The 21,515-nt window shown below is 70.9% G+C and carries 24 protein-coding genes and 1 tRNA gene; 6 read left to right on the top strand and 19 right to left on the bottom strand.

What is annotated here, in order from left to right; all coding sequences use genetic code 11:
* Positions 1 to 51: 51 nt before the first annotated feature.
* A complete protein-coding gene (trhA, locus tag ABEA46_RS03860) occupies positions 52 to 795 on the top strand; it encodes a PAQR family membrane homeostasis protein TrhA (RefSeq protein WP_345543035.1) in 744 nt (247 codons plus the stop codon).
* 68 nt (positions 796 to 863) lie between these two features.
* On the opposite strand, the gene ABEA46_RS03855 is transcribed toward trhA, so the two are convergent.
* The gene (locus ABEA46_RS03855) at positions 864 to 1,202 is read right to left on the bottom strand and encodes a hypothetical protein (protein ID WP_345543034.1); all 339 of its coding nucleotides are present in this window, start codon (positions 1,200 to 1,202) and stop codon (positions 864 to 866) included.
* A gap of 128 nt (positions 1,203 to 1,330) precedes the next feature.
* Here ABEA46_RS03855 and ABEA46_RS03850 point away from each other — a divergent pair, with 128 nt between their 5' ends.
* Positions 1,331 to 1,729: a DUF4307 domain-containing protein gene (locus tag ABEA46_RS03850; RefSeq protein ID WP_345543033.1), complete on the top strand. Its 399-nt coding sequence runs from the start codon at positions 1,331 to 1,333 to the stop codon at positions 1,727 to 1,729.
* 135 nt (positions 1,730 to 1,864) lie between these two features.
* Entirely contained in the window at positions 1,865 to 2,356 is a 492-nt protein-coding gene (greA, locus tag ABEA46_RS03845; RefSeq protein WP_191171993.1) for a transcription elongation factor GreA, read from the top strand.
* Between the two features lie 57 nt (positions 2,357 to 2,413).
* On the opposite strand, the gene ilvA is transcribed toward greA, so the two are convergent.
* Positions 2,414 to 3,664 carry a threonine ammonia-lyase gene (gene ilvA, locus ABEA46_RS03840; RefSeq protein WP_345543032.1) on the bottom strand — a complete coding sequence of 417 codons (1,251 nt, stop codon included), beginning with the start codon at positions 3,662 to 3,664 and terminating at the stop codon, positions 2,414 to 2,416.
* Positions 3,661 to 4,851, bottom strand: coding sequence for an AI-2E family transporter (locus tag ABEA46_RS03835; RefSeq protein WP_345543031.1), 1,191 nt, complete (start codon positions 4,849 to 4,851; stop codon positions 3,661 to 3,663). The genes ilvA and ABEA46_RS03835 overlap by 4 nt, the downstream gene beginning before the upstream one ends.
* 113 nt (positions 4,852 to 4,964) lie before the next feature.
* Between ABEA46_RS03835 and ABEA46_RS03830 the strand changes: the two genes are divergently transcribed.
* Positions 4,965 to 6,272, top strand: coding sequence for a winged helix-turn-helix domain-containing protein (locus ABEA46_RS03830; RefSeq protein ID WP_345543030.1), 1,308 nt, complete (start codon positions 4,965 to 4,967; stop codon positions 6,270 to 6,272).
* A 10-nt stretch (positions 6,273 to 6,282) separates the two neighbouring features.
* Entirely contained in the window at positions 6,283 to 6,768 is a 486-nt protein-coding gene (locus ABEA46_RS03825; RefSeq protein WP_345543029.1) for a hypothetical protein, read from the top strand.
* A 7-nt stretch (positions 6,769 to 6,775) separates the two neighbouring features.
* Here the strand turns inward: ABEA46_RS03825 and ABEA46_RS03820 are convergent, their stop codons facing one another.
* From ABEA46_RS03820 to ABEA46_RS03745, 16 genes are all read right to left on the bottom strand, one after another.
* Positions 6,776 to 7,873 carry a DNA glycosylase AlkZ-like family protein gene (locus ABEA46_RS03820; RefSeq protein ID WP_345543028.1) on the bottom strand — a complete coding sequence of 366 codons (1,098 nt, stop codon included), beginning with the start codon at positions 7,871 to 7,873 and terminating at the stop codon, positions 6,776 to 6,778.
* Positions 7,874 to 7,986: 113 nt separating this feature from the next.
* On the bottom strand, positions 7,987 to 8,553 hold the full coding sequence (locus tag ABEA46_RS03815) for a LemA family protein (RefSeq protein WP_191171999.1): 567 nt from the start codon (positions 8,551 to 8,553) through the stop codon (positions 7,987 to 7,989).
* An 81-nt stretch (positions 8,554 to 8,634) separates the two neighbouring features.
* Positions 8,635 to 9,948 carry a D-arabinono-1,4-lactone oxidase gene (locus ABEA46_RS03810; protein ID WP_345543027.1) on the bottom strand — a complete coding sequence of 438 codons (1,314 nt, stop codon included), beginning with the start codon at positions 9,946 to 9,948 and terminating at the stop codon, positions 8,635 to 8,637.
* Positions 9,945 to 11,192, bottom strand: a complete 1,248-nt coding sequence (locus ABEA46_RS03805; protein WP_345543026.1) for an alanine racemase — start codon at positions 11,190 to 11,192, stop codon at positions 9,945 to 9,947. Before ABEA46_RS03805 ends, ABEA46_RS03810 begins: the two co-directional genes overlap by 4 nt.
* Before the next feature lie 103 nt (positions 11,193 to 11,295).
* The gene (locus ABEA46_RS03800; RefSeq protein ID WP_345543025.1) at positions 11,296 to 11,460 is read right to left on the bottom strand and encodes a hypothetical protein; all 165 of its coding nucleotides are present in this window, start codon (positions 11,458 to 11,460) and stop codon (positions 11,296 to 11,298) included.
* 130 nt (positions 11,461 to 11,590) lie between these two features.
* Complete coding sequence (locus ABEA46_RS03795; protein WP_345543024.1) at positions 11,591 to 12,235, bottom strand: acyltransferase; 645 nt, start codon at positions 12,233 to 12,235, stop codon at positions 11,591 to 11,593.
* A gap of 56 nt (positions 12,236 to 12,291) precedes the next feature.
* Positions 12,292 to 12,364, bottom strand: a tRNA-Leu gene (locus ABEA46_RS03790).
* A gap of 71 nt (positions 12,365 to 12,435) precedes the next feature.
* Positions 12,436 to 13,866: an NAD(P)/FAD-dependent oxidoreductase gene (locus tag ABEA46_RS03785; RefSeq protein WP_345543023.1), complete on the bottom strand. Its 1,431-nt coding sequence runs from the start codon at positions 13,864 to 13,866 to the stop codon at positions 12,436 to 12,438.
* A 33-nt stretch (positions 13,867 to 13,899) separates the two neighbouring features.
* Entirely contained in the window at positions 13,900 to 15,198 is a 1,299-nt protein-coding gene (locus ABEA46_RS03780; protein ID WP_345543022.1) for a S8 family peptidase, read from the bottom strand.
* Entirely contained in the window at positions 15,195 to 15,710 is a 516-nt protein-coding gene (locus ABEA46_RS03775) for a DUF501 domain-containing protein (protein ID WP_345543021.1), read from the bottom strand. Before ABEA46_RS03775 ends, ABEA46_RS03780 begins: the two co-directional genes overlap by 4 nt.
* Positions 15,711 to 15,782: 72 nt before the next feature.
* Positions 15,783 to 16,310 carry an FtsB family cell division protein gene (locus tag ABEA46_RS03770; protein ID WP_345543020.1) on the bottom strand — a complete coding sequence of 176 codons (528 nt, stop codon included), beginning with the start codon at positions 16,308 to 16,310 and terminating at the stop codon, positions 15,783 to 15,785.
* A 121-nt stretch (positions 16,311 to 16,431) separates the two neighbouring features.
* Complete coding sequence (gene eno, locus ABEA46_RS03765) at positions 16,432 to 17,712, bottom strand: phosphopyruvate hydratase (protein WP_345543019.1); 1,281 nt, start codon at positions 17,710 to 17,712, stop codon at positions 16,432 to 16,434.
* A 122-nt stretch (positions 17,713 to 17,834) separates the two neighbouring features.
* Positions 17,835 to 18,521: an O-methyltransferase gene (locus ABEA46_RS03760; protein WP_345543018.1), complete on the bottom strand. Its 687-nt coding sequence runs from the start codon at positions 18,519 to 18,521 to the stop codon at positions 17,835 to 17,837.
* Positions 18,522 to 18,552: 31 nt separating this feature from the next.
* The gene (locus tag ABEA46_RS03755; RefSeq protein WP_345543017.1) at positions 18,553 to 19,560 is read right to left on the bottom strand and encodes a DUF1648 domain-containing protein; all 1,008 of its coding nucleotides are present in this window, start codon (positions 19,558 to 19,560) and stop codon (positions 18,553 to 18,555) included.
* On the bottom strand, positions 19,557 to 20,588 hold the full coding sequence (locus ABEA46_RS03750; RefSeq protein WP_345543016.1) for a CPBP family intramembrane glutamic endopeptidase: 1,032 nt from the start codon (positions 20,586 to 20,588) through the stop codon (positions 19,557 to 19,559). The genes ABEA46_RS03755 and ABEA46_RS03750 overlap by 4 nt, the downstream gene beginning before the upstream one ends.
* Entirely contained in the window at positions 20,585 to 20,956 is a 372-nt protein-coding gene (locus ABEA46_RS03745) for a GntR family transcriptional regulator (protein ID WP_345543015.1), read from the bottom strand. Before ABEA46_RS03745 ends, ABEA46_RS03750 begins: the two co-directional genes overlap by 4 nt.
* Before the next feature lie 85 nt (positions 20,957 to 21,041).
* On the opposite strand from ABEA46_RS03745, the gene ABEA46_RS03740 reads away from it, so the two are divergent.
* Positions 21,042 to 21,515, top strand: coding sequence for a DUF4442 domain-containing protein (locus ABEA46_RS03740; RefSeq protein WP_345543014.1), 474 nt, complete (start codon positions 21,042 to 21,044; stop codon positions 21,513 to 21,515).

Raw genomic sequence — 21,515 nt, 5'->3', positions numbered from 1 at the left:
GGGACCGAGTATGTTCCGTCCGCGGCATACCGCGGGTCCTACGCTGGGAGCATGAGCCGCCGTCGCCGTCTCCCCCGGGCCCCCGAGGTCCCCGTGCTGCCGCTGATGGACGCGGCGGCCGTCGATGCGGCGGCGCCCGAAATCAAACCCTCCTGGCGCGGCTGGATCCACGCCGCCACGTTCCCCGTCGCCATCGCGGCCGGCATCGTGCTGATCGTGCTCGCGCAGGGCGCGCCCGCGAAGTGGGCCTCGGCCGTCTTCATGGCGACGTCGCTGCTGCTGTTCGGCAACTCGGCCCTGTACCACCGATTCAATTGGAAGCCGAAGACGAAGGCGATCCTCAAGCGGATCGACCACGCCAACATCCTGCTGCTGATCGCCGGCACCTACACGCCCATCGCCGTGCTCGCGCTGCCGCCGCAGAAGGGCGCACTCCTGCTTGTCCTGGTGTGGAGCGGGGCGCTGCTCGGCATCCTGTTCCGGGTCTTCTGGATCAACGCGCCGCGCTGGCTGTACGTCGCGCTGTACCTGCTGCTGGGCTGGGCCGCGGTGATGTACCTCGTCGACCTGTTCCACGCCAACGCCGCCATGATGGTGCTCGTGATCGTCGGCGGACTGCTCTACACCGGCGGCGCCATCGTGTACGCGCTCAAGCGGCCCAACCCGTGGCCGGGGCATTTCGGCTTCCACGAGATCTTCCACGTGTGCACCGTGCTGGCGTTCCTGTGCCATTGGACGGCGTGCCTGCTGATCGCCCTCGAGCCGCTGTCGCCGTCGCTCGGCCTGCCCGGCTGAGCCGTACGGTCCTGCCGCGCGAAAGGGATGCCGCACGATCCTTCCGGGCGGAAGGGGATGCCGCCCGCTCAGCCGCGAGGTCGCCGCGGGTCCTCGCCCACGTCGTCGCCGCCCGCGTCGATCTCGTCGTCGTCGGTCTCCGTGGCCTCGGCGGCACGCGCGGCCTGCTGCTCGGCATCCAGCTCCTCGAGGATGTCGGCGCGCACGCGTCCGCGACGGATGCGCCGCATCATGTCCCACACCAGCAGGATCACCGCGATCGCGATGAGGGCTGTCGCGATGAAACCCACCACGCCCGGCGTCACGGTGTCGGGGTCGACCGCGGGCGTCGGGGTGGGGGTGGGCGTCGGGCTCGCCGCCGCACCGACCAGTGCGGTGCTGACAGAGGCGGCGATCACGTGAAGCATGGGGGTCCTCGCTCTGCCCGCTCGAACGGGCGCGGTCATCGGCGATGCCCGGAAGCGCATAGCCTGGAGTTCCAGCCTAATCTTCCGGCCGATCCCCCGCGGACGGCCGCGGCCACGAGAGGAGCGGCATGACCACGCAGGACATGCTCGACGACCGCTACGGCCGTCGCCGCTCCCCTGCCCGGCGCTGGCTCATCGGCGGCGGCATCACGCTCGCGGTGGCTGTCGTGGCGCTGTTCGGCTGGTTCACCGTGAGCGGCGCGCTCGACGACGTCGACGCCGACACGACTGCGTTCGAGGTCGTCGACGAGCACTCGGTGTCACTCGGGTTCCAGATCACCGCGCCGCCGGGTTCGGCGGTCGCCTGTGCGATCGAGGCGCAGGACCAGGAGCACGGCATCGTCGGGTGGCGGGTCGTCGAACTCCCCTCGGCGCAGGAGCACGCGCGCGCCTTCCGGGAGGTCATCCCCACCACCGCTCTCGCGACGACCGGATTCGTCAACTCCTGCTGGGTTGTTGCGGGCTGAGGGCGATCGGCGTGCTGCGCGGCGTTTTGCCTGGTCGCGCCGGGTGACGTAGTCTGGCGTCAGATCACGACGAATCGCGCCCTGGCCGAGAGCCGGGGCGTTCGGTTTATCCCCCGGACCCCCAAGGAGTCAGCCGTGTCCAACGATGCACCCGTGACGTTCCTCACGCAGGACGCATACGACCGTCTGGCCGCCGAGCTCGAGCAGCTGTCGACGACCGGTCGCGAAGAGATCGCCAAGCGCATCGAGGCCGCCCGCGAGGAGGGCGACCTCAAGGAGAACGGCGGCTATCACGCCGCCAAGGACGAGCAGGGCAAGCAGGAGGCGCGCATCCGCACGCTCCAGCAGCTGCTGAAGACCGCAACCGTCAGCGAGGCGCCCGAGAGCAACGGCGTCGTCGAGCCCGGCACCGTCATCACCGCGATCGTCGCCGGCGGCGAAGAGGTGTTCCTCCTCGGCAACCGCGAGATCGCCGTGGGCTCCGAGCTCGACGTGTACAGCGAGGCATCGCCCCTCGGCACTGCCATCCTCGGCCGCAAGGAGGGCGAGAAGACCTCGTACACCGCCCCCAACGGCCGTGAGATCGCCGTCGAGATCGTCAAGGTCGAGACCTACAACGGCCAGTGACCCGACCGACCGGTCGCTGAGCGTGTCTCGGCGACCGGCCCGAGTGGACGTGCTCCGCTAGTCCACGACGACGGTCGGGCTGAACCCGGCGTCTTCGAGCACCGAGATCACGTGCGCCCGATGCTCCTCGCCGCGGGTCTCCACGCTCAGCTGGAGGATCACCTCGCTGATCTGCAGGCCCTGGCCGTGGCGGGTGTGGAGCACCTCGATGACATTCGCACCCGCGATCGCGAGCAGGTCCGAGACACGCGCGAGCTGCCCGGGACGATCAGGCAGCGGGATCCGCAGCGTCATGTAGCGACCGGATGCCGCCAGCCCGTGTGCGACGACCCGCTGCAGCAGCAGGGGGTCGATGTTGCCGCCCGAGAGCACCGTCACGGTGGGGCCGGTCGCGACGACCTTGCCGGCGAGGATCGCGGCGACACCGACGGCGCCGGCGGGCTCGACGACCTGCTTCGCCCGCTCCAGCAGCACGAGCAGGGCCCGCGCGATATCGTCCTCGGTCACGGTGACGATCTCGTCGACGAGGTCGCGGATCATCTCGAACGGCAGATCTCCCGGCCGTGCCACGGCGATGCCGTCGGCGATCGTGGGAGTCGTGGCGACATCGACGGGATGCCCGGCCACGAGTGAGGGCGGATACGCCGCCGAATTCTCCGCCTGCACCCCGATGACCCGCACCGTGCGCCCCTCGGCGGTCGCGCGAGCCTTCGCGGCCGCGGCGACGCCGGCGATGAGACCGCCACCGCCGATGCCCAGCACGATCGTCTCCAGGCCCGGCACCTCGTCCATCAGCTCGAGGCCGAGCGTCCCCTGGCCGGCGATCACGTCCGGGTGGTCGAAGGGGTGGATGAACACCGCGCCGGTGCGCTCGGCGAAGTCCGCCGCCAGGCGCAGCGGCGTCTCGACCGTGGCGCCTTCGAGGACGACGTCCGCGCCGTAGCCGCGCGTGGCCAGCAGTTTGGGCACGGGCACGCCGAGCGGCATGAAGATCGTCGCCGGGATCCCGAGGGCCTTCGCGGCCAGCGCGACGCCCTGCGCGTGATTGCCGGCCGAGGCGGCGACGACGCCGCGCTCACGCTCCTCGGGCGTCAGTCGCGACAGCCGGTACGTCGCGCCGCGGATCTTGAACGAGCCGGTGCGCTGCAGGTTCTCGAGCTTCAGGTGCACCGGCACCCCCAGCAGGTCGGACAGATGCTGCGACTCGTCGATCGGCGTGTGCGCGATCACGCCTTCGAGGACGGCTGCGGCATCCTCGAAGTCCGCCAGAGTGGGACGATGTGCGGCGGACGAGGGGGTCGTGCTCACGAACGGGATCTCCTGGGTCGGGGGACGGTGCTCCAGATGAAGTCGCCGGTGGGTCTCTCGCCGGTCACCCAGGCGCGTTCGCCGATGTAGACCGCGACGACGTTGACGAACGCGGCGAGCGGGACCGCGAACAGGGCGCCGGGGATGCCGGCGATCATCGCGCCGCCGGCCACCACGAGCACCACCGCGAGCGGGTGGACCTTCACGGCCGAGCCCATCAGCAGCGGCTGCAGCACGTGGCCTTCGAGCTGCTGCACCCCGAGCACGACGACGAGCATCCACAGCGCGATCCACGGGCCGTTGTAGACCAGGGCGAGGAACACTGCCACCGTGCCGGTGACCACGGCGCCGACGATCGGCACGAATGCGCCGAGGAACACCAGCACCGCGACCGGGATGGCCAGCGGGACGCCCAGCAGCGCCGCCCCCAGGCCGATGCCGACGGCGTCGATCGTGGCGACCAGCAGCTGCGTGCGCGCGTAGTTGACGACCGTGATCCAGCCCGCGCGCCCGGCGCCGTCGGCGGCGGGGCGTGCCTTCTTGGGGAACAGGCGGAGCGTCCAGCGCCAGATGCCGCCGCCGTCGGCGAGCAGGCACAGCAGGATGAACAGCGAGAGCACGGCACCCGTGGCGACGTGGCCGATCGTGGTGCCGATCGCGAGGGCGCCGGTCCACAGCAGCTCGGCCTGCTCCTGCAGGAACGCGCCGGCTGTCTTCAGCCATCCGTCGATGTCCGTCGCGGAGATGTCGAACGGGCCGCTCAGCAGCCACTGCCGGAACTGCTCGATCGCCGCCTCGGTGCTGGCCTGCACCGAGTCCCACTGCGCCATGATCTGCCACACCACGAGCCAGAGGAGCCCGGTGACGATGGCCAGGGTGCCGACGACCGAGATGACGATCGCCAGCCAGCGCGGGACGTTGTGGCGCAGCAGCCATGCGAACGCGGGCCACAGCAGCGCCGTGATGAGGATCGCGATGAGGAGCGGGATGACCAGCAGCTTCAGCTGGATGACGAGCCAGACCGCGACCCCGATCGCGGCGGCGAGCACCAGGAAGCGCCAGGAGTACGCGGTGGCGACCCTCAGGCCGTGGGGCACCGCCTCGGAGGTCTCGGTCGAGATGACCCTGCTGCGATCGCGGATCGCGTCGAACAGCGAGCCTCTGGGCTTGTCATCGGAGCCGCTCATTCGCACATTCTCCTCATTGGGCCAGTCTAGGCGCGTCACATTCCGCGGCGGCCATGAACCTGCGCGGCGCCAGCGGAGGGGCGGTGTCCGAGGTGGCGACTACTCTGGCGCGCGTGAAGTCCACGCTCAGCGCCGCCGAGGCCCGACGGGTCGCCCTCGCCGCCCAGGGGTTCGCGCGGCCGCGCCCCGACACGGCCGGCACCCGACAGCTCAACGGCGCCCTCGCGCGCATGGCGACCCTCCAGATCGACTCCGTCAACGTGTTCGCGCGCTCGCACTACATGCCCTTGTTCGCGCGGGTCGGCTCCTACGATCCTGCGGCGCTCGACCGCCTGCTGTTCGCCCGCCGCGCGCCGTACGTCGAGTACTGGGCGCACGTGGCCGCCTTCATCCCGGCGTCCGACTGGGGGCTCTTCCGCTTCCGCATGGACGCCCTGCGCGACAAGTACGGCCGCAAGCCCGGCGGCTGGTTCGACACCCACCGCGACATCGTGGACTGGGTGCGGGCCGAGCTCGCCGATCGCGGCCCGCTGCGGCCCGCGCAGATCGAGCACGACGCGAAGAAGGGCGCGCGCGGTCCCTGGTGGGACTGGGACGTCGTCAAGCACGCGCTGGAGCACCTCTGGCTGTTCGGCGAGGTCGCGATCGCCGGGCGCCGCGGATTCGAGCGCCGCTACGGGCTGGCCGAGCAGGTCATTCCACGCGAGGCGCTGAACATCGACGTCCCGCGAGAGGACGCCGTGCGTGAACTCGTGTCGCGGGCTGCCCGCGCGTACGGCGTCTCGACCGCCGCCGACCTCGCGGACTACTGGCGCATCGCCGACCGCAAGGCGGTGCTCGCTGCGGTCGGCGATCTCGTCGACGCCGGCGAGCTGCAGCCGGTCACGGTGCGGGGGTGGACGAGCGCCGGCCGGCCGGCGCCGGCGTGGCTGCATCGCGACGCGACGGTGCCCAGGCGCATCGACGCCGCGGCGATCCTCACGCCGTTCGACCCGGTCGTGTGGTTCCGCGACCGCGCCGAGCGCCTCTTCGACTTCGAGTACCGCATCGAGATCTACACGCCGGCACCCAAACGGCGCTACGGGTACTACTCGCTTCCCGTGCTCATCGGCGACGACATCGTGGGCCGCGTCGATCTCAAGGCCGACAGGGCCGCATCGACGCTGCTCGTGCAGTCGGCGTGGTGGGAGCATTCGCGACCAGTGGATGCCGCACCCCGCCTCGCCGATCAGCTCAGGCTCGCGGCATCCTGGCAGGGGCTGGAGCGGATCTCCGTCTCGCGTTGGGGCGACGCGACCGACGATCTCGCGCGGGTCCTCCCCGAGGCGGCGCGCCATGAGGCCGGGCCGGGCGCCCCCGTGGCGCTCGCGGACGACGAGCCCGAGGCCGACGAACTCGCCGCGGAGCGGCTCACGGGTTAGCGTTTCAAGGGTGAAGCGCAGCGCGATCGTCGGAAGCGTCATCGCCGGCGCAGTGGTGCTCGCGCTCGGCGGTGCGGGCCTCGCCTGGTGGCTGGGCTCGGCGCCTGAGCCGGCTCCCTCGGCGTCGTCATCGGCCTCGCCGTCCGCCGAGCCCACCGTCGACCTTCCGACGGCCGTGCAGGAGCAGGTCGACGCGTACGCCGACGCCTGCGCCGAACCCGCCGCCGCGGTGCCCGGCCACTGCGGCATCGTCATCCCGTGGGCCGCAGACCTGGCGCAGCTGACGAGCGTGGCGTTCCGCGTCGAGCAGCGCCCGACCGTGGCGATCTCGGCGGACGGCGGCTCGTTCGCCGCGACCGGCGGCGTGCTCGTGGCCAGCGTCACCGGTACGACGAGGGACGGCGTCGCGGCCACGTTCACGTATCGCACGGATGCGTGGACGCTGCGCGGCGACATCGACGACGAGGGTGATCGCATCGTCGTCAGCGTGCGCTGACGCCGGATCAGCCGAGACCGGCGCCCACCGGAGCGAGTTCGAGCCAGCGGGCGAGGTCACCGATCTCACGGTCGACCCCGGCACGCATGACGTCGTCGAACGGCTCGTCCTCGTGCACGGCGTGGACGCGGAGCACTCCGGCCTTGCGGTCGGCCCTCGCATCGAGCTTGCCGACGAACCTGTCGCCGTGCAGGATCGGCAGCGCGAAGTACCCCCAGCGACGCTTCGCCGCCGGCTTGTACATCTCGAGGATGTACTCGTAGCCGAACAGCTCCTCCAGACGACGGCGGTCGAACACCGCCCGGTCGAGTGGCGACAGCAGCGCCGTGCGCGGCTCGAACTCGTCGACGTGCGCCAGAGCCTCGGGGTCGACGCGCCAGACGCCGTCGAGGCCCTCGACCACCGCCGCCTCCCCCAGCTCGCCGGCCGCGATCGGCTCGATGGGCTGAGCGAGCCCCTTCGCGCGGGCGATGCCGAGCGCGGCGAGACGCCGTTCTCCGCGCTCACGGGCAGCATCCTCGTCCGACAGCTGCGGCACGTCGGCCGGGTAGACGCGGTCCGCGACGTCGTAGAGACGACCGGCCGCATCCCGCGACGAGACGGCGACGTCGCCGCACAGCACGAGCATCTCGAGCAGCTGCTGACTGTTGCGGTTGTCGGTCCAGCCGGAGGAGCGCCACGACACCTGGGCGGTGTCGGGGAGGTCGACGGGGTGCAGCGGCCCCTCGGCGCGCAGCCTCGTCAGAGCATCGCGGCGGAAGGCGTCGTTGGCCGCGAGCCACTCCCGCGCGCGCTGCGATTCGGGCCGCCGCCGCATTTCGGGCAGCAGCAGCGGCAGATCGGTCATGGCGCGGTAGAAGCCGCCCCACTCGAAGACGGCACGGTCCTCTTCGAACAGCCGCACGAGGTCGGCCGGCGAGTACGGCCAGCCGAGCCGGCTCCACAGGATGAGATCGACGCTTGGCGCGATCGCCGACGTCGGATCGATCGGCAGGATCGTGAGCGCATCGATCGTCTCGACGATGCCGGCCGGTCGCTCGGCGGTCAGCAGCTGCCCGCGCAACGCGATACGGCGGGCCTGCTCCTGCGTCAGCGTATGGACCATGCCTCGACGCTAGCGCCCCGTTCCGACAGCGCTCCGGCGGTTTCGACCGGCTCGCCCGATGTCGACCCGGATCTCGTCAACACCCGCTGGCGCTCGCAGAGATCCGCTCCGCGTCAGAACTGGACGCGCGGGGGCTCCGAGATCGCGGCGCCGTCGATGACCTCGAAGAACTCCCGCTCGTGGAAGCCCAGGTTGCGCGCGAACATGTTGTTCGGGAACACCTTGATCTTGGTGTTGAGCTCGCGCACGCCGCCGTTGTAGAAGCGGCGCGACGCCTGGATCTTGTCTTCGGTGTCGACGATCGACTGCTGCAGCTGCAGGAAGTTCTGGCTGGCCTGCAGCTGCGGGTAAGCCTCTGCCACGGCGAACAGCGACTTCAGCGCCTGCTGCATGTGACCCTCGGCCACGCCCGCATCGGCCGGTCCGGCGGCCGACAGCGTCTCGGCGCGCGCACGGGTCACGTTCTCGAACACGGCTTTCTCGTGCGCGGCGTAGCCCTTGACCGCCTCGATGAGGTTCGGCAGCAGATCGGCGCGGCGCTTCAGTTGCACCGTGATGTCGCTCCACGCCTCATCGACGCGCACGTTCAGCTGGACGAGGGAGTTGTACGTCGCCCAGAGGTAGATGCCGGCGATGACGATCAGCGCCACCACGATGAGGACTGGAATCAGCCATTCCATTGCCGAGTCTCCGTTCGATAGTGCCCTCATCCTATCGACGCGCACGCACCCCGACTGAGCCGGGGTGCGTACTCTCAGCCGTTACCCACCGAGGACGCGGTCGAGGTACGCGTTGCGGAACAGCCGGTCAGGGTCCAATTGATCGCGCAGCGCGATGAATTCCTCGAAGCGGGGGTAGCGCTCGCGGAGCACATCGGCGCCGAGCGTGTGCATCTTGCCCCAGTGCGGGCGGCCGCCGAAGCCGAGCATGATCTGCTCGACCGCCCCGAAGTACTCGGTGGGGTCGTCGCGCCAGTAGCGGTGGACGGCGATGTAGCCCGACGCCCGCCCGTGCGCCGTCGACAGCCAGCGGTCGTCGGCGGCGGCGAAGCGCACCTCGACGGGGAAGCCGATGCGCCAGCCGCGGTCCGCGATCAATGCTCGGACGGCGTCGAACGCCGGCCGCACGTTCTCGGCCGGCAGCGCGTACTCCATCTCACGGAAGCGCACCGACCGGCTGGTGGCGAACACGCGGGCCGAGGCATCCGTGAACTCCCGATCGCCCCACACCTTGGCCGAGAGCCGGTTGATGGACGGCACGAGGCCAGGGGCGAGCTTGCCCGTCGTGCACGCGACCTGGTGCAGGCCGCTGCCGACGAGCGTGTCGTCGACCCATTTGCCGGCCGTCGACAGCGGGTGGCGGGGCGCCGATTCCGGCAGACGCGTGTTGGTCTTCGTCATCGCGCGGTCGGTATGCGGGAACCAGTAGAACTCGAAGTGGTCGGCCGCCGCGACGCGATCGTCGAGGCCAGCCAGGACGCTGTCGAGGGCTTCAGGCTGCTCGACAGCGTGGATGACGAACGCCGGTACGCACTGCAGCGTGACCTCCACGAGGATGCCGAGCGCACCCAGACCGAGGGCCACGGCCGGGAGCATCTCGCTGTTCTCGTGCTCGTCGATCCGCAGCAGGTCGCCGGACGCCGTCACCAGCGTCGCACCGACGACCTGCGTCGCGAGGCCGCCGAACCGCGCGCCCGTGCCATGCGTGCCCGTCGAGATCGCGCCGGCGACCGACTGCCGGTCGATGTCACCGAGGTTCTCCATCGCGAGCCCGTACGGCGCCAGCAGCGCGGGCACCTGATGCAGCCGCGTGCCCGCGAGGAGCGTCACACGTCCTCGCTCGACGTCGACCGAGACGAGACCGCTCAGATCCCGCAGCTCGAGCAGCACACCGGGCGCCACCGCGATGCCGGTGAAGCTGTGCCCGGCGCCGACCGCCTTCACCGGCAGCGTGCGCGCCGCCGCGGCGGCGACCGCCCGCTGCACGGCGTCGACCGTGCGCGGGAACTCGATCCGCTGCGGCCTGACAGATTCCGAGCGCCCCCAGTTGCGCCACACTCCGCCTGGACGGGTCACAGAAATGCCTTCCCCTCACCGCGATACGTCGCGATCGTCCCCACAAGACTGCTGCCGTCGACCATGTGGTACCGGTCGACGCGTTCGGCGAGCTCGCCGCTCTTGGAGTGGCGGAACCACACCCGGTCGCCCACGCGCAGCCCGCGCGCGGCATCGCCGCGCAGCGGCGTCTGCACCTCGCCCGCACCCTCGCGCGGGGCCATGCGCAGCCCCTCAGGCCACACCGCGCGGGGCTGGCGCGACTCCAGCGGCGGTCCCGACGCGATCCAGCCGCCGCCCAGGACGGTGGCGATGTCGGGTGCCGGCTTGCGGACGACCTCGAGCGCGAACGCGGCCGCCGGGGCCGGGTCGAACGCGCGGTAGCCGTCGAAGAGATGCCCGGCGAGCAGCCCGCTGCCGGCTGTGAGCTCGGTGACGGCCTGATCGGATGCCGTCAGCTCCAGCGACCCCGTGCCACCGCCGTTGACGAACTCGAGGGGCGCGATGTCGCGCAGCGCCGACACGATCGCGGCACGGCGGTCGAGCAGCTCTGCGCCGGACCGCCTCTGCATCCAGCGGATCATCGCATCGCCGGATCCGGTCGCGTCGCCCTGTCCGGCGATCTGGGCCTCGTACATCATGAGCCCGACGAGGCGGAAGCCGTCGCGCGCCGCGATCGAGCGAGCGAGTGCGGCGACCTCGGGGGCGTCGTGCACCGGCGAGCGGAAGACGCCGATGTGCCCGAGCCCGGGGGCGCGCCACGATGCGTCGGCATCGATCGCCACGCGGATCTCGGGGCGCGTCCCGGGCGCAGCGACCGCGTCGATGACATCCAGCTGCGCCAGGTCGTCGACCATGAGCGTGATGCGTGCGGCGGCGACCTCGTCGGCGACGAGCGCGGCGATCGCGGCCCGGTCGACGGTCGGGTACCCGAGCACGATGTCATCGATGCCCGGAGCCCCGTCACGGTCCTGCGCGAGCCACAGGGCTTCGGGAAGCGTGAACGCCAGGATGCCCTGGTAGCCCGGCAGCGAGAGGACGGCGTCGAGGACGTCGCGCACGCGGACGGACTTGCTGGCCACGCGGATCGGCACGCCGCCGGCGCGCACCACGAGGTCGAGGGCGTTGTATCGGAGTGCCTCGAGATTGATCGCGGCGACGGGGCCGCTGACATCAGCGAGGGCACGACTCATGGCGTCCCAGTAGGACGCGGAGTTCGTCCACGGCTTCGTCGCCGTGGGTGTGGACAGCAGATCGAGACTCATACGGCTCGCTTCGGGTGCGCGCGCATTGCTCTAGCGTAGGGCCACCGCAGGCCCTCCGATGACGCGCTCCCCCACGGCCGACGCGACGGCACGCGGTGCTCGATCAGTCCGCCCGGCGCGCCGCCCGCTCTGCTTCGACTTCTTCTTCGGCGCCGTAGACCGCAATCGGCGGGGCGCCCAGGAGCAACGCCGTCGTCTTCCACAACCAGCCGCTCTTCTGAGCCTTCGCGGGCTGAGTGGTCTGGGGGGCCGGCTGCTGATCGCTCATGTCGGGGCTCCTTCGCCGCTTTCGCCAAGGATAGCGCTGATCAACGACGAAATCGACAGGTCCCACCTGTACCCCCGCTGGGACTCGAACCCAGATCGCACTCCTGCGGCGACGTGACTCACCGCCGCTGCTACGCCTTGGAGAGCGCGGCGTCGTAGTCCTCGACGTGAGCGCGGTCCCAACCGATGCTGGTCTTCACGACTCGCGCCGGGTTGCCCGCGATCGCGGTGAACTGCTCGTCGAAGCGCCGCGACACTAGCGACTGTGTCCCGACGACATTGTTGCCTGCCACCCGGCTGCCCTTCACGAACGTGACACCGGCACCGATCCACACGTGATCGCCCACGTGGATGGGTTTGGCGTGGTTGAGAACCTCGCCGGTGGTCAGATCGAAGATCGCATGGCCGTCGCTCGGCCGGAAAGTGATGTTGCTGCTGAGCAGGCAGTGCTCCCCGAGCCGGACCTCCCGCGGACCGCCACCGGCCATGGCGAACCGGCATCCCTCGATGGACGTCCCGGCACCGATCGAAAGCAACTTGCCGGTGCCATTGCCGCTCATGTCGACCACGGTATTGTTCAGGCCTCGTCGATGGGTACGGCCGATGCTGACCAGCCCCTCCAAGCCCATGATGATCTTCGAGTTGCGGAACACCGAACCCTCACCGATCTCGATGGTGCTGCCTTCCCCGCGGAAGTCGACAGTCAGTCCCTCCATCTGCTCCACCGGGAATCGAGTGCCGTCTGCGCGTACGACGATCAGTGTGTTTCCAGCCATGCACTTACCTTATCGGCGGGCTTCGGCGACGCCGCCGGCGGCGAACGATCCGGAGGTACCCCCGCTGGGACTCGAACCCAGACTGAAGCGATTTTAAGTCGCCTGCCTCTGCCATTGGGCTACGGGGGCGAGCACGACCCGCACGAACGCGAAAGCCGCAGGCTCATCTTCTCAGACGAGCCTGCGGCTTTCGATCATGCTCAGTTGGCGGCGACCTTCTCGGCGTCCGCTGCCTTCGTGGCCGGAGCCTTGCGGACCGGGGCCTTCTTCGCCGGTGCGGCCGGCTCGGCAGGAGCCTCGACCGGAGCCGCGGGGCGAGGACGCGCCGCGAACTCCTCGAACACGTAGCGCGGGTTCTGCACCGTCGACAGGTTGACGAGGTCGCGACCGAGCCAGAAGTTGTTCCACCAGCCCCACAGCACGCGCCACTTGCGCTCCCACGACGGCATGGCCAGGCCGTGGTAGCCACGGTGGGCGAGCCACGCGATCCAGCCCTTGAGCGCCAGGTTGCCGGACTGGAACACGCCGACCCACAGGCCCAGGCCCGCGACGGCGCCGAGGTTCTTGTGGACGTACTGACGCGGGAGCTCGCCTCGGAGCACCGCGACCAGGTTCTTCGCGAGGAGCTTCGCCTGACGCACCGCGTGCTGCGCGTTGGGCACACAGTACCCGCCCACACCGCCGCCCGACAGGTCGGGCACGGCCGAGACGTCGCCGGCCGCCCAGGCGCCCTCGACGAACTCGTCCTCGGTGCCCACGCGCAGATCGGCGCGGGTACGGATGCGGCCGCGCTCCTCGACGGGGAGGTCGCCGCCGCGGACCACTGTCGGGTTCGCCATGACGCCGGCCGTCCAGATGATCAGGTCGGTCGGGATGACCTCGCCGGTCGAGAGCTGGATGTTGCCGTCCACGGCGCCCTGCACCTGCGTGTCGAGGTGGACCGACGCGCCGCGCTTGGCGAGGTTCTTCAGCACCCACTCGCTCGTCTTGAGCGAGACCTCGGGCATGATCCGGCCCATCGCCTCGATGAGGTGGAAGTGCGTGTCTTCGAACGTGATCTGCGGGTAGCTCTTGACCAGCGACGAGGCCAGCGAGCGCAGCTCGGCGAACACCTCGATGCCGGCGAAGCCGCCGCCGACGACCACGACGGTCAGCAGACGGTCACGCTCGGGCCCGGGAGGAAGCGTCGACGCCTTGTCGAAGTTCGACATGAGCTTGTCGCGGATCGCGACGGCCTCTTCGATCGTCTTCAGGCCGATGGCGTTGTCGGCGATGCCCGGGATGGGGAACGTGCGCGACACGGCGCCGGCGGTGACGACGATCTGGTCGTACTCGAACTCGTACGGCTCGCCCGCGATCGGCGTGATCGTCGCCGTCTTGTGCGCGTGGTCGATGCCCGTCACCTTGGCCGCGACGACGTTCGTGCGCTTGAGGTGACGACGCAGCGCCACGACAGCGTGACGCGCCTCGATCGAGCCGGCCGCGACCTCGGGGAGGAACGGCTGGTAGGTCATGTAGGGCAGCGGGTCGACGATCGTGACCTCTGCCTCACCCTTGCGAAGATGCTTCTCGAGCTTCCACGCGGTATAGAAGCCTGCGTATCCGCCGCCGACGATAAGGATCTTTGGCACGGTGTTGCTCACGGTGGGGACTACTCCTGGAGGTCAGCGGCTCGGCGTGCGGGACGCCAATCGGATGCGTCGGACAGCAGCGGTGACGCCGAGCGCCACCAGTATAGCGGCCGCCGTGAGCAACGTGAGCGGCAGGGTGCCGTACAGGACGGTGTCGCGGTCCGGCAGCAGCGGCGACGAGGCGCGTGTCACGGTGTCGGCCTTCGGCAGCGGCGGCACCTCGACCGACGGCGCCGACTCACTGGGCTGCGGCTGCGACTGCGCCCGGCGGTACAGCCGCACCCAGTCCTTGAGGCTTCCCATCGGGTTGGCGTCCACGCTCGCGACGCTGGCCGACACGGCGGCGGCGGCATCCACCAGTCCGAAGCCGTACTGCAGCTTGTCGGCGGGGTCCGCGCCGACCGAGTGCGCGGTCTTGACGATGCGGTTGATGACGTTGTCGGCGTCGAGGTCGGGGTGCGCCGCGCGCACCAGCGCGGCGATGCCCGCGACGATCGGCGCCGCGCCGCTCGTGCCGTCCCACGAGACCACATTGCCGTCGGGCGAGACGCCGACGAGCTCTTCGCTCGGGGCGGTGACGCCGATCGTGATCCCCTGCGTCGAGGCGTCGACGCTCGCCTTGCCCGCGCGGTCGACGCCGCCCACCGTCAGGACGCCCGGAATCGTGGCCGGCGCGCCGACGCGGGTCGTGCCGCTCCCCCGGTTGCCGGCGGCGACCACGATGACGACGTCGTGGTCGAACGCGTACTGGAACGCCTCATCCCAGCTCTCGGGCCAGTCCGGCACGTTCGTCGTGAGCGACATGTTGATGACGTCCGCGCCGTTGTCGACCGACCAGTGGATCGCGTCGACGATCTGGTCGGCGAACGAGCGGGTGGCCGACGAGCCGAAACCGACCGACACCGCCAGCAGCTGCGCTTCAGGGGCCACGCCGATCACGCCGGTCTCGGGTCCGGTGCCGCGTCCGGCGGCGAGCGAGGCGACCCAGCTGCCGTGGTCGGCGTCGACCGCCCCGACGGGCGTGCGCCCGTCTGACGAGCCGACGCCGGAGACGTCGGTGCCGGCCGCGACGGCGCCGTCGAACTCGCTCGGACCGCGGCCGATGCCGGTGTCGATGATCGCGATCTTGACGCCGGCGCCGCGCGTGGTCTGCCACGCCTCGGCGATGCCGTAGTCGTCGAGCCAGTACTCCGCCTGGCGCACCGCGTCCTCACCGGCTGCCGCGGGCGGCGTGGCGTCGGGAGTCGCCGCCTGAGCCGTCGCCGGGACACCCACGACGAGGGTCGTCGCGACGGCGGCCGAGGCGAGTGCGGCCAGGAGGCGCCGCGTCATCCGGCCGAACCCGGCTGGGCGCACACGCAGCGCTCGGGCGACCACGACGACAGCTGCAGAGCCCGGTCGCCGATCGGATTCACGCCGGGACCCGCCGCGAGCGCGTGCCCCGCGAGCGCGTGCAGGCACTTGACACGGGTCGGCATGCCGCCTGCCGAGATGCCGTCGATCTCTTCGACCTCGCCGTAGACGGCGCGGTCGTGCAGATACGCCTCGTGCGCGCGACGATAGGCCTCGGCCACGTCCTCGTCGGCGAGCTCGTCCGAGAGCTCGCGCATGACGTGGTCGGCCTCGAGCGTCGACATCGCCGCGGTGGCGGCAGGGTGGGTGAGGTAGTAGAACGTGGGGAACGGCGAGCCGTCGGGCAGACGCGGCGAGGTCGCCACCACCGTGGGGTTGCCGCACACGCAGCGCGCGGCGATGCCGAGGACCCCGCGCGCCGGCCGGCCCAGCTGCTCGCGAAGCACGGCGAGGTCGGCATCGCTGACAGGGGGGAAGGGCGGAGTCGTCACGATTCCAGGCTAGCGGGGCCGCCTGGGACGAGCCTGGACCGAGGCGCGGCGAAACCGCGCGTCACCCGCGGTTCACGGGGTCGGCGCGCCGCCGGACGTGTCGGTCGGGTCGGTGCCGGTGGGCGTGTCGGACGGCGTGTCCGCGGGCACGCCGAACTCGAGCGGCGCGACGGTCTGGGCCAGGCCCGCCTCGGTGACCGAGCGCACCAGCTGCGACATCCAGTCGGTCTGCGCCGCCTCGACCTGGTCGCTCACCGGCGACTGCTCCTGCGGTTCGCGCTCGGGCGGCAGATCGTTGTCGACGAGGTAGACCACCTCGCCCGGCTTGACGTAGTAGAGCCGCTCGCGCGCCTGCGTCGTGATGTACGCCGGGTCCTGCCACCGATCGCGCTGCGCCTCGAGATCGGCGACCTCGTCCCGGCTGAGCTGCACGGCAGCCTCGAGCGCCGCGATCTGCTGCCGCTGGTCGACGTAGGTGCCGATCGTCGGCACCAGCACGAACGCGGCGAGCACGACCAGGCCCAGCATGATCACCATGAAGCCGGACAGACGGATGCCGCCGAGCCAGCCCCGCACGTCGACGGGGCGCCGACCTGCCACCGGCCGTCGGCGTGAGGCATCCACTGCTCCCGAAGGCGTGCGAGACGCCCCGGAGGGACGAGAAGGGGGAGCCGTCGTCCTCTTGGCCACGGCTCCCCCTCTACGTCAGTCCTGCTGCGCGTCAGCCCTTGAAACGGGGGAACGCTCCGCGACCCGCGAACACCGCGGCCTCACCGAGCTCCTCTTCGATGCGCAGAAGCTGATTGTATTTCGCGACGCGCTCGCTGCGAGCGGGCGCGCCGGTCTTGATCTGACCGCAGTTGACCGCGACCGCGAGGTCGGCGATCGTCGTGTCCTCGGTCTCGCCCGAACGGTGCGACAGCATCGAGCGGTAGCCGTTCTGGGTGGCCACGGCCACCGCGTCGAGCGTCTCGGTGAGCGTGCCGATCTGGTTGACCTTCACCAGGAGCGCGTTAGCGACACCCAGGTCGATGCCGCGCTGCAGGCGCTCGGGGTTGGTGACGAACAGGTCGTCGCCGACGAGCTGCACCTTCTTGCCGAGCTTGTCGGTGAGGGCCTTCCACGCGTCCCAGTCGTCCTCGGCGAGGGCGTCCTCGATCGTGACGATCGGGTAGTTGTCGACCAGGTCGGAGAAGTAGTCGGTCAGCTTCTCGGCCGACCAGGCCTGGCCCTCGACCGTGTACACGCCGTCCTTGAAGAACTCGGTGGCGGCGACGTCGAGGCCCACGGCGACATCGGTGCCGGGCGTGAAGCCGGCCTTCTCGATCGCCTTGATGAGGAAGTCGAGACCCTCGCGATTGCTGGGGAGGTCGGGGGCGAAGCCGCCCTCGTCGCCGAGGCCGGTGGCGTAGCCGGCGGCCTTGAGCTCGCCCTTGAGGACGTGGTAGACCTCGGTGCCCCAGCGCAGCGACTCGCGGTACGTCTCGGCGCCGATGGGCGCCAGGAAGAACTCCTGGAAGTCGATGCCGTTGTCGGCGTGCTCGCCGCCGTTGATGACGTTGAACAGCGGCACGGGCAGAACGTGCGCGTTGGGTCCGCCGAGGTAGCGGAACAGCGGCAGGTCGGCCGAGTCGGCCGCGGCCTTCGCGACCGCGAGCGAGATGCCGAGGATCGCGTTGGCGCCGGTGCGCTCCTTGTTGGAGGTGCCGTCGGTCTCGTTGAGGATCTCGTCGATGACGCGCTGCTCGCTCGCCTCGATGCCCTCGATCGCCGGGCCGAGCTCGTCGATGACGGCGTCGATCGCCTTCAGGACGCCCTTGCCGCCGTAGCGGCCCTTGTCGCCGTCGCGCAGCTCGTACGCCTCGAAAGCGCCGGTCGACGCGCCGGAGGGGACGGCCGCACGCTGGACGATCCCGTCGTCGAGCAGCACCTCCACCTCGACGGTCGGGTTTCCGCGCGAGTCGAGGATCTCGCGCGCGCCTACAGCCTCGATCTGTGCCACAGGGGTCTCCTTGTTCGTGGAGGATGAATCGTCGGAGCGTCGTCGGTCCGCCCCCAGCCTACTGAACCGGCACGTCTCGTGACGGGGGATGCCGCCCGCCGAGCCGACCGTTCATCCCGCTGTCATACGACCAGGGCGAGCGCGATGCCGTCGTAGCCCTTCGCGTCGAGCGTCTGCAGCGCCGTCGCGTCGAAGCGCGGATCCCTGCCGAGCATCTCCAGCCCCCGCTGCACGCCGATGATCTGCGGGTTCTCGGTGGCGGGATTGGCGACCTCGCCGCCGCGCACGGCGTTGTCGACCATGACGACCGTGCCGGGGCGGCCGAGCCGCGCCGCCCAGTCGAGGTAGATCGTGTTGGACTCCTTGTCGGCGTCGATGAAGACGAGGTCGAACGGCGCCGCGGTCCCCTCGCGGATCGGGCCCTCCAGCGTCGGCAGCACCTCGGCGGCACGGCCCAGCCGGATCTCGACCTTCTCGCCGACGCCGGCGCGGTCGAGATTGGCCCGGGCGATCTCGGCATTGCGCGGCTCGGCCTCGATCGTGACGACGCGGCCGTCCTGCGGGATGCCGCGCGCCAGCCAGATCGTCGAGTAGGCGCCGAGCGTGCCGATCTCGAGCACGCGCCGTGCTCCGGCCAGCCGTGCCAGCAGATGCAGCAGCTTGCCGTTGACGGGCGCGACCTCGATCGCGGGCAGGCCGGCGTCGTTCTGGTCTTCGACGGCGAGCTCCAGCGTCGGGTCGTGGCCCACGAGCAGCTCGGTCAGGTACGCGTCGACGCGACGCCAGGCGTCGGGGGTGGGGTCAGCCATGCCCCCAGCAAATCCGGCACCGCGCCGGGCGTCAAGACCTCGCGGCGGCGCGCTGCACGAGCGCTTCCAGCAGCGCTGCGGCGGTGCCGGCGTCGTCGACGGTCACGACGAACCGGCGGCCGTTGCGTCTGGTCACCTCCAGCGCCTCGCCGGCGCGCAGCACGATCCCGAAGCGACGGCCGTGGGGGGCTATCCGCAGACCCCAGCCGCCGAACTCCCCCATCGGGTTGACGTGGGCGAGCGCCGCGGACTCGACGTCAGCCAGCGGCACGCGGAACCTCGGGAACCCGAGCACCGAGACGACGCGAAGGCCGGTGTCGTCCACACGAACCTGGAAGGCGAGCGTGGTCGCCGCGAAGAACACCAGGAGCGCCGCGACGCCGGTGAGCAGCCAGGCGAGGGCCGGGTCGGCCCCGGTGACCCACGCCGCGACGGCGCAGACGGCGACCAGGAGCACGGCCGCGACGATCGCGATCGCGCCGCCGCTCGACATCGAGGTCGAGCGCATCCAGAGCGCCCGTTCGTGCGGTCCGAGCGCGAGGGGTTCCGCGGGACGGGACGGGACGCCCGCCGTGTCGGTCTTCGGCTGCAGGAACCAGGCGGCGACGCCGACCACGGCCGCGGCGACCAGGGATGCCGCCAGCGCCGCCCACACCGTCGGCGCCTGCGACGCGGCATCGAGGCCGACCTGCATCACGAGGGTCCAGGTGAGGGCGACCGTGACGAGGGCGGACACCGCGGCCGCGCTCGCGCCCATCAGGCGGTATGTCGGTCCGCGATCGCCCCTGCGCAGCCCTCCCAGTGAGGTGAGCGCCATCAGCAGCGGCAGTCCCAGACCGAACAGCATCGTCATGAGGGGCTGCGTCCACGCGCGGGCGAAGCCGTCCGCTTCGCCCGCGGCGTTCCAATGCACCGCGATGGTCGCGGGCAGCTGCGGGAGGGCGATGAGCTGGATCATCACGCCCACAGCGACGAGCACGACGGGCAGCCACACCGCCACGAGCACGAACCGCCGTACGGCGAGGTCTGGGCGGGTCATCGGAACTCTCCTTCGGCTGCGGTGGCCGCAGCGACGGCGGCCGGGGTGACGGGCGTGCGCGGCGCGGCGAGCGTGCCCGGACGGAACTGGCGGATCAGGACGATCACCCCGACCACAAGAGCGAGCACGGCCCACGACACGACGCCGAGCGGGCCCGCCCAGCCGAGATCGGGAGCGACTCCGGCGGCGGCGAGGACGATGACGATCCCGGCGACGGCGTTGAGCGACCCGTGCGCGAGCACCGCGGGCCACAGCGACGCGCCGCGCAGGCGCAGCCAGCCGAAGAGCACGCCCCAAGCGACGCAGCCGCCCACCATGAGCAGGACGCCGACGATGTCGGGGCGCGCGAAGTTGTACCCGAGCAGGATCACCGGCGCGTGCCACAGCCCCCACACCGCACCCGTGATCAGGAGCGCCGGCCACGTGCCCAGCGGCAGCAGGGCGGTCTGCAGCCAGCCGCGCCAGCCGATCTCTTCACCGAACGCCAGGACGCTGTTGACGACCGCACCCAAGGGCAATGCTGCGAACTGCACTGCCACCAGCACCGGGACGGGCGGCAGTGCGCCGGCCGGGGCGCTCCCGGCGAGCTGCGCCGCGAAGCCCGAGAACCCCACGAGGTCGAGACGTACCAGTCCGAGGGCCCCCGCCAGCAGCGCCGTGGCGACGACGATGACGATCGGCAACAGGAGCGCCAGCGCAAGGAACAGCACGAAACGCCCCGCAGGCCGAAGTGGCCAGAGCCCCAGGAACCGCGAGCGGCCCTGCGAGGGCACACGGAACACGAAGAGCACCACGAGCGTCGCTGCAGCCGGCGCGAGCATCATGAGCGGCAGGATCAGTGGGGCCAACGGTGATGCCAGCCCCTCGCCGAACCACAGCGGGAGCGCCACGAGCCAGGCGAGCCCGCAGGCGACGAGGACGAAGGCGATGACGGCCGGCCAGGGCACCGAGGCGCCTCGGCGTGCGCTCGCAGCGGCGGCGCTGACCACGCCGTGCCGGGGTAGCTGCGGGGCGGGTTCGACGGTCATCGGTGCTCCTTCGGTTCGTCACGGCCCGCTTCTCTCACGAGGGCGGCGAGGGCGTCGGGCGGCAGCCCCGCCACGCGCGCCCGCGCGACGAGGTCGTGGATGTCGTGGCGCAGCGCCTGCAGCGCCTCGGCCTGCGCGGTCACGACCGCGCCCCTCCCCCGGCGGAGCTCGACGAGCCCTTCGTCCCGGAGGTCCTGATAGGCGTGCAGCACGGTGTGGACGTTGACCCCGAGCGCGGACGCGATGTCGCGAGCGGCGGGAAGACGGTCGCCGGCCCGAAGCCGGCCGGCCGCGGCATCCGCCCGCACGGACGCGGCGATCTGCGCGAACAGCGGCGCATCGCTCTCGGCATCGATTCGAACCAGCACGCACTTATTCTATGACAAGTAGAACAATTGTCGACACACGCCAATCGACTGCACGCGACGGGGGACGCTCCGCCATGCTGGGCGCATGCGCGTGACCCCCCGCCGCCTCGCCGTCGGCATGAGCCTGTGGATCCCCAACCTGTTCAGCGGCATCCGCGTGCGGCGCTTCTCAGACGACTGGACCAGCGCCACCGTCGAGCTGCATGTCAACCTGCTCACCCGCAACTACGTCAAGACGGCGTTCGGCGGGTCGATGTCGGCGATGACCGATCCGTACTACTTCATGCTCGTGATGCACCAGCTCGGCCGCGACTACGTGGTGTGGGACACGCGCGGCGAGATCGAGTTCGTCAAGCCCGGCCGGGGCATCCTGACCGCGCACTTCCACGTGCCGCGCGAGAAGGCCGAGGAGCTGCGCGAGCGCGCCCGCGGCGGCGCGAAGGTGCTGGAGTGGTTCGAGACCGACATCACCGATGCCTCGGGCGACGTCGTGGCCCGCGTGCGCCGCGAGGTCTACGTGCGCGAGAAGAAGCGGGTGACGACGGCCACAGCGCCGTAG

It is taken from the genome of Microbacterium jejuense (assembly GCF_039544225.1).
GTDB lineage: Bacteria > Actinomycetota > Actinomycetes > Actinomycetales > Microbacteriaceae > Microbacterium > Microbacterium jejuense.
This window is presented reverse-complemented; position numbering and strand designations above follow the sequence as displayed.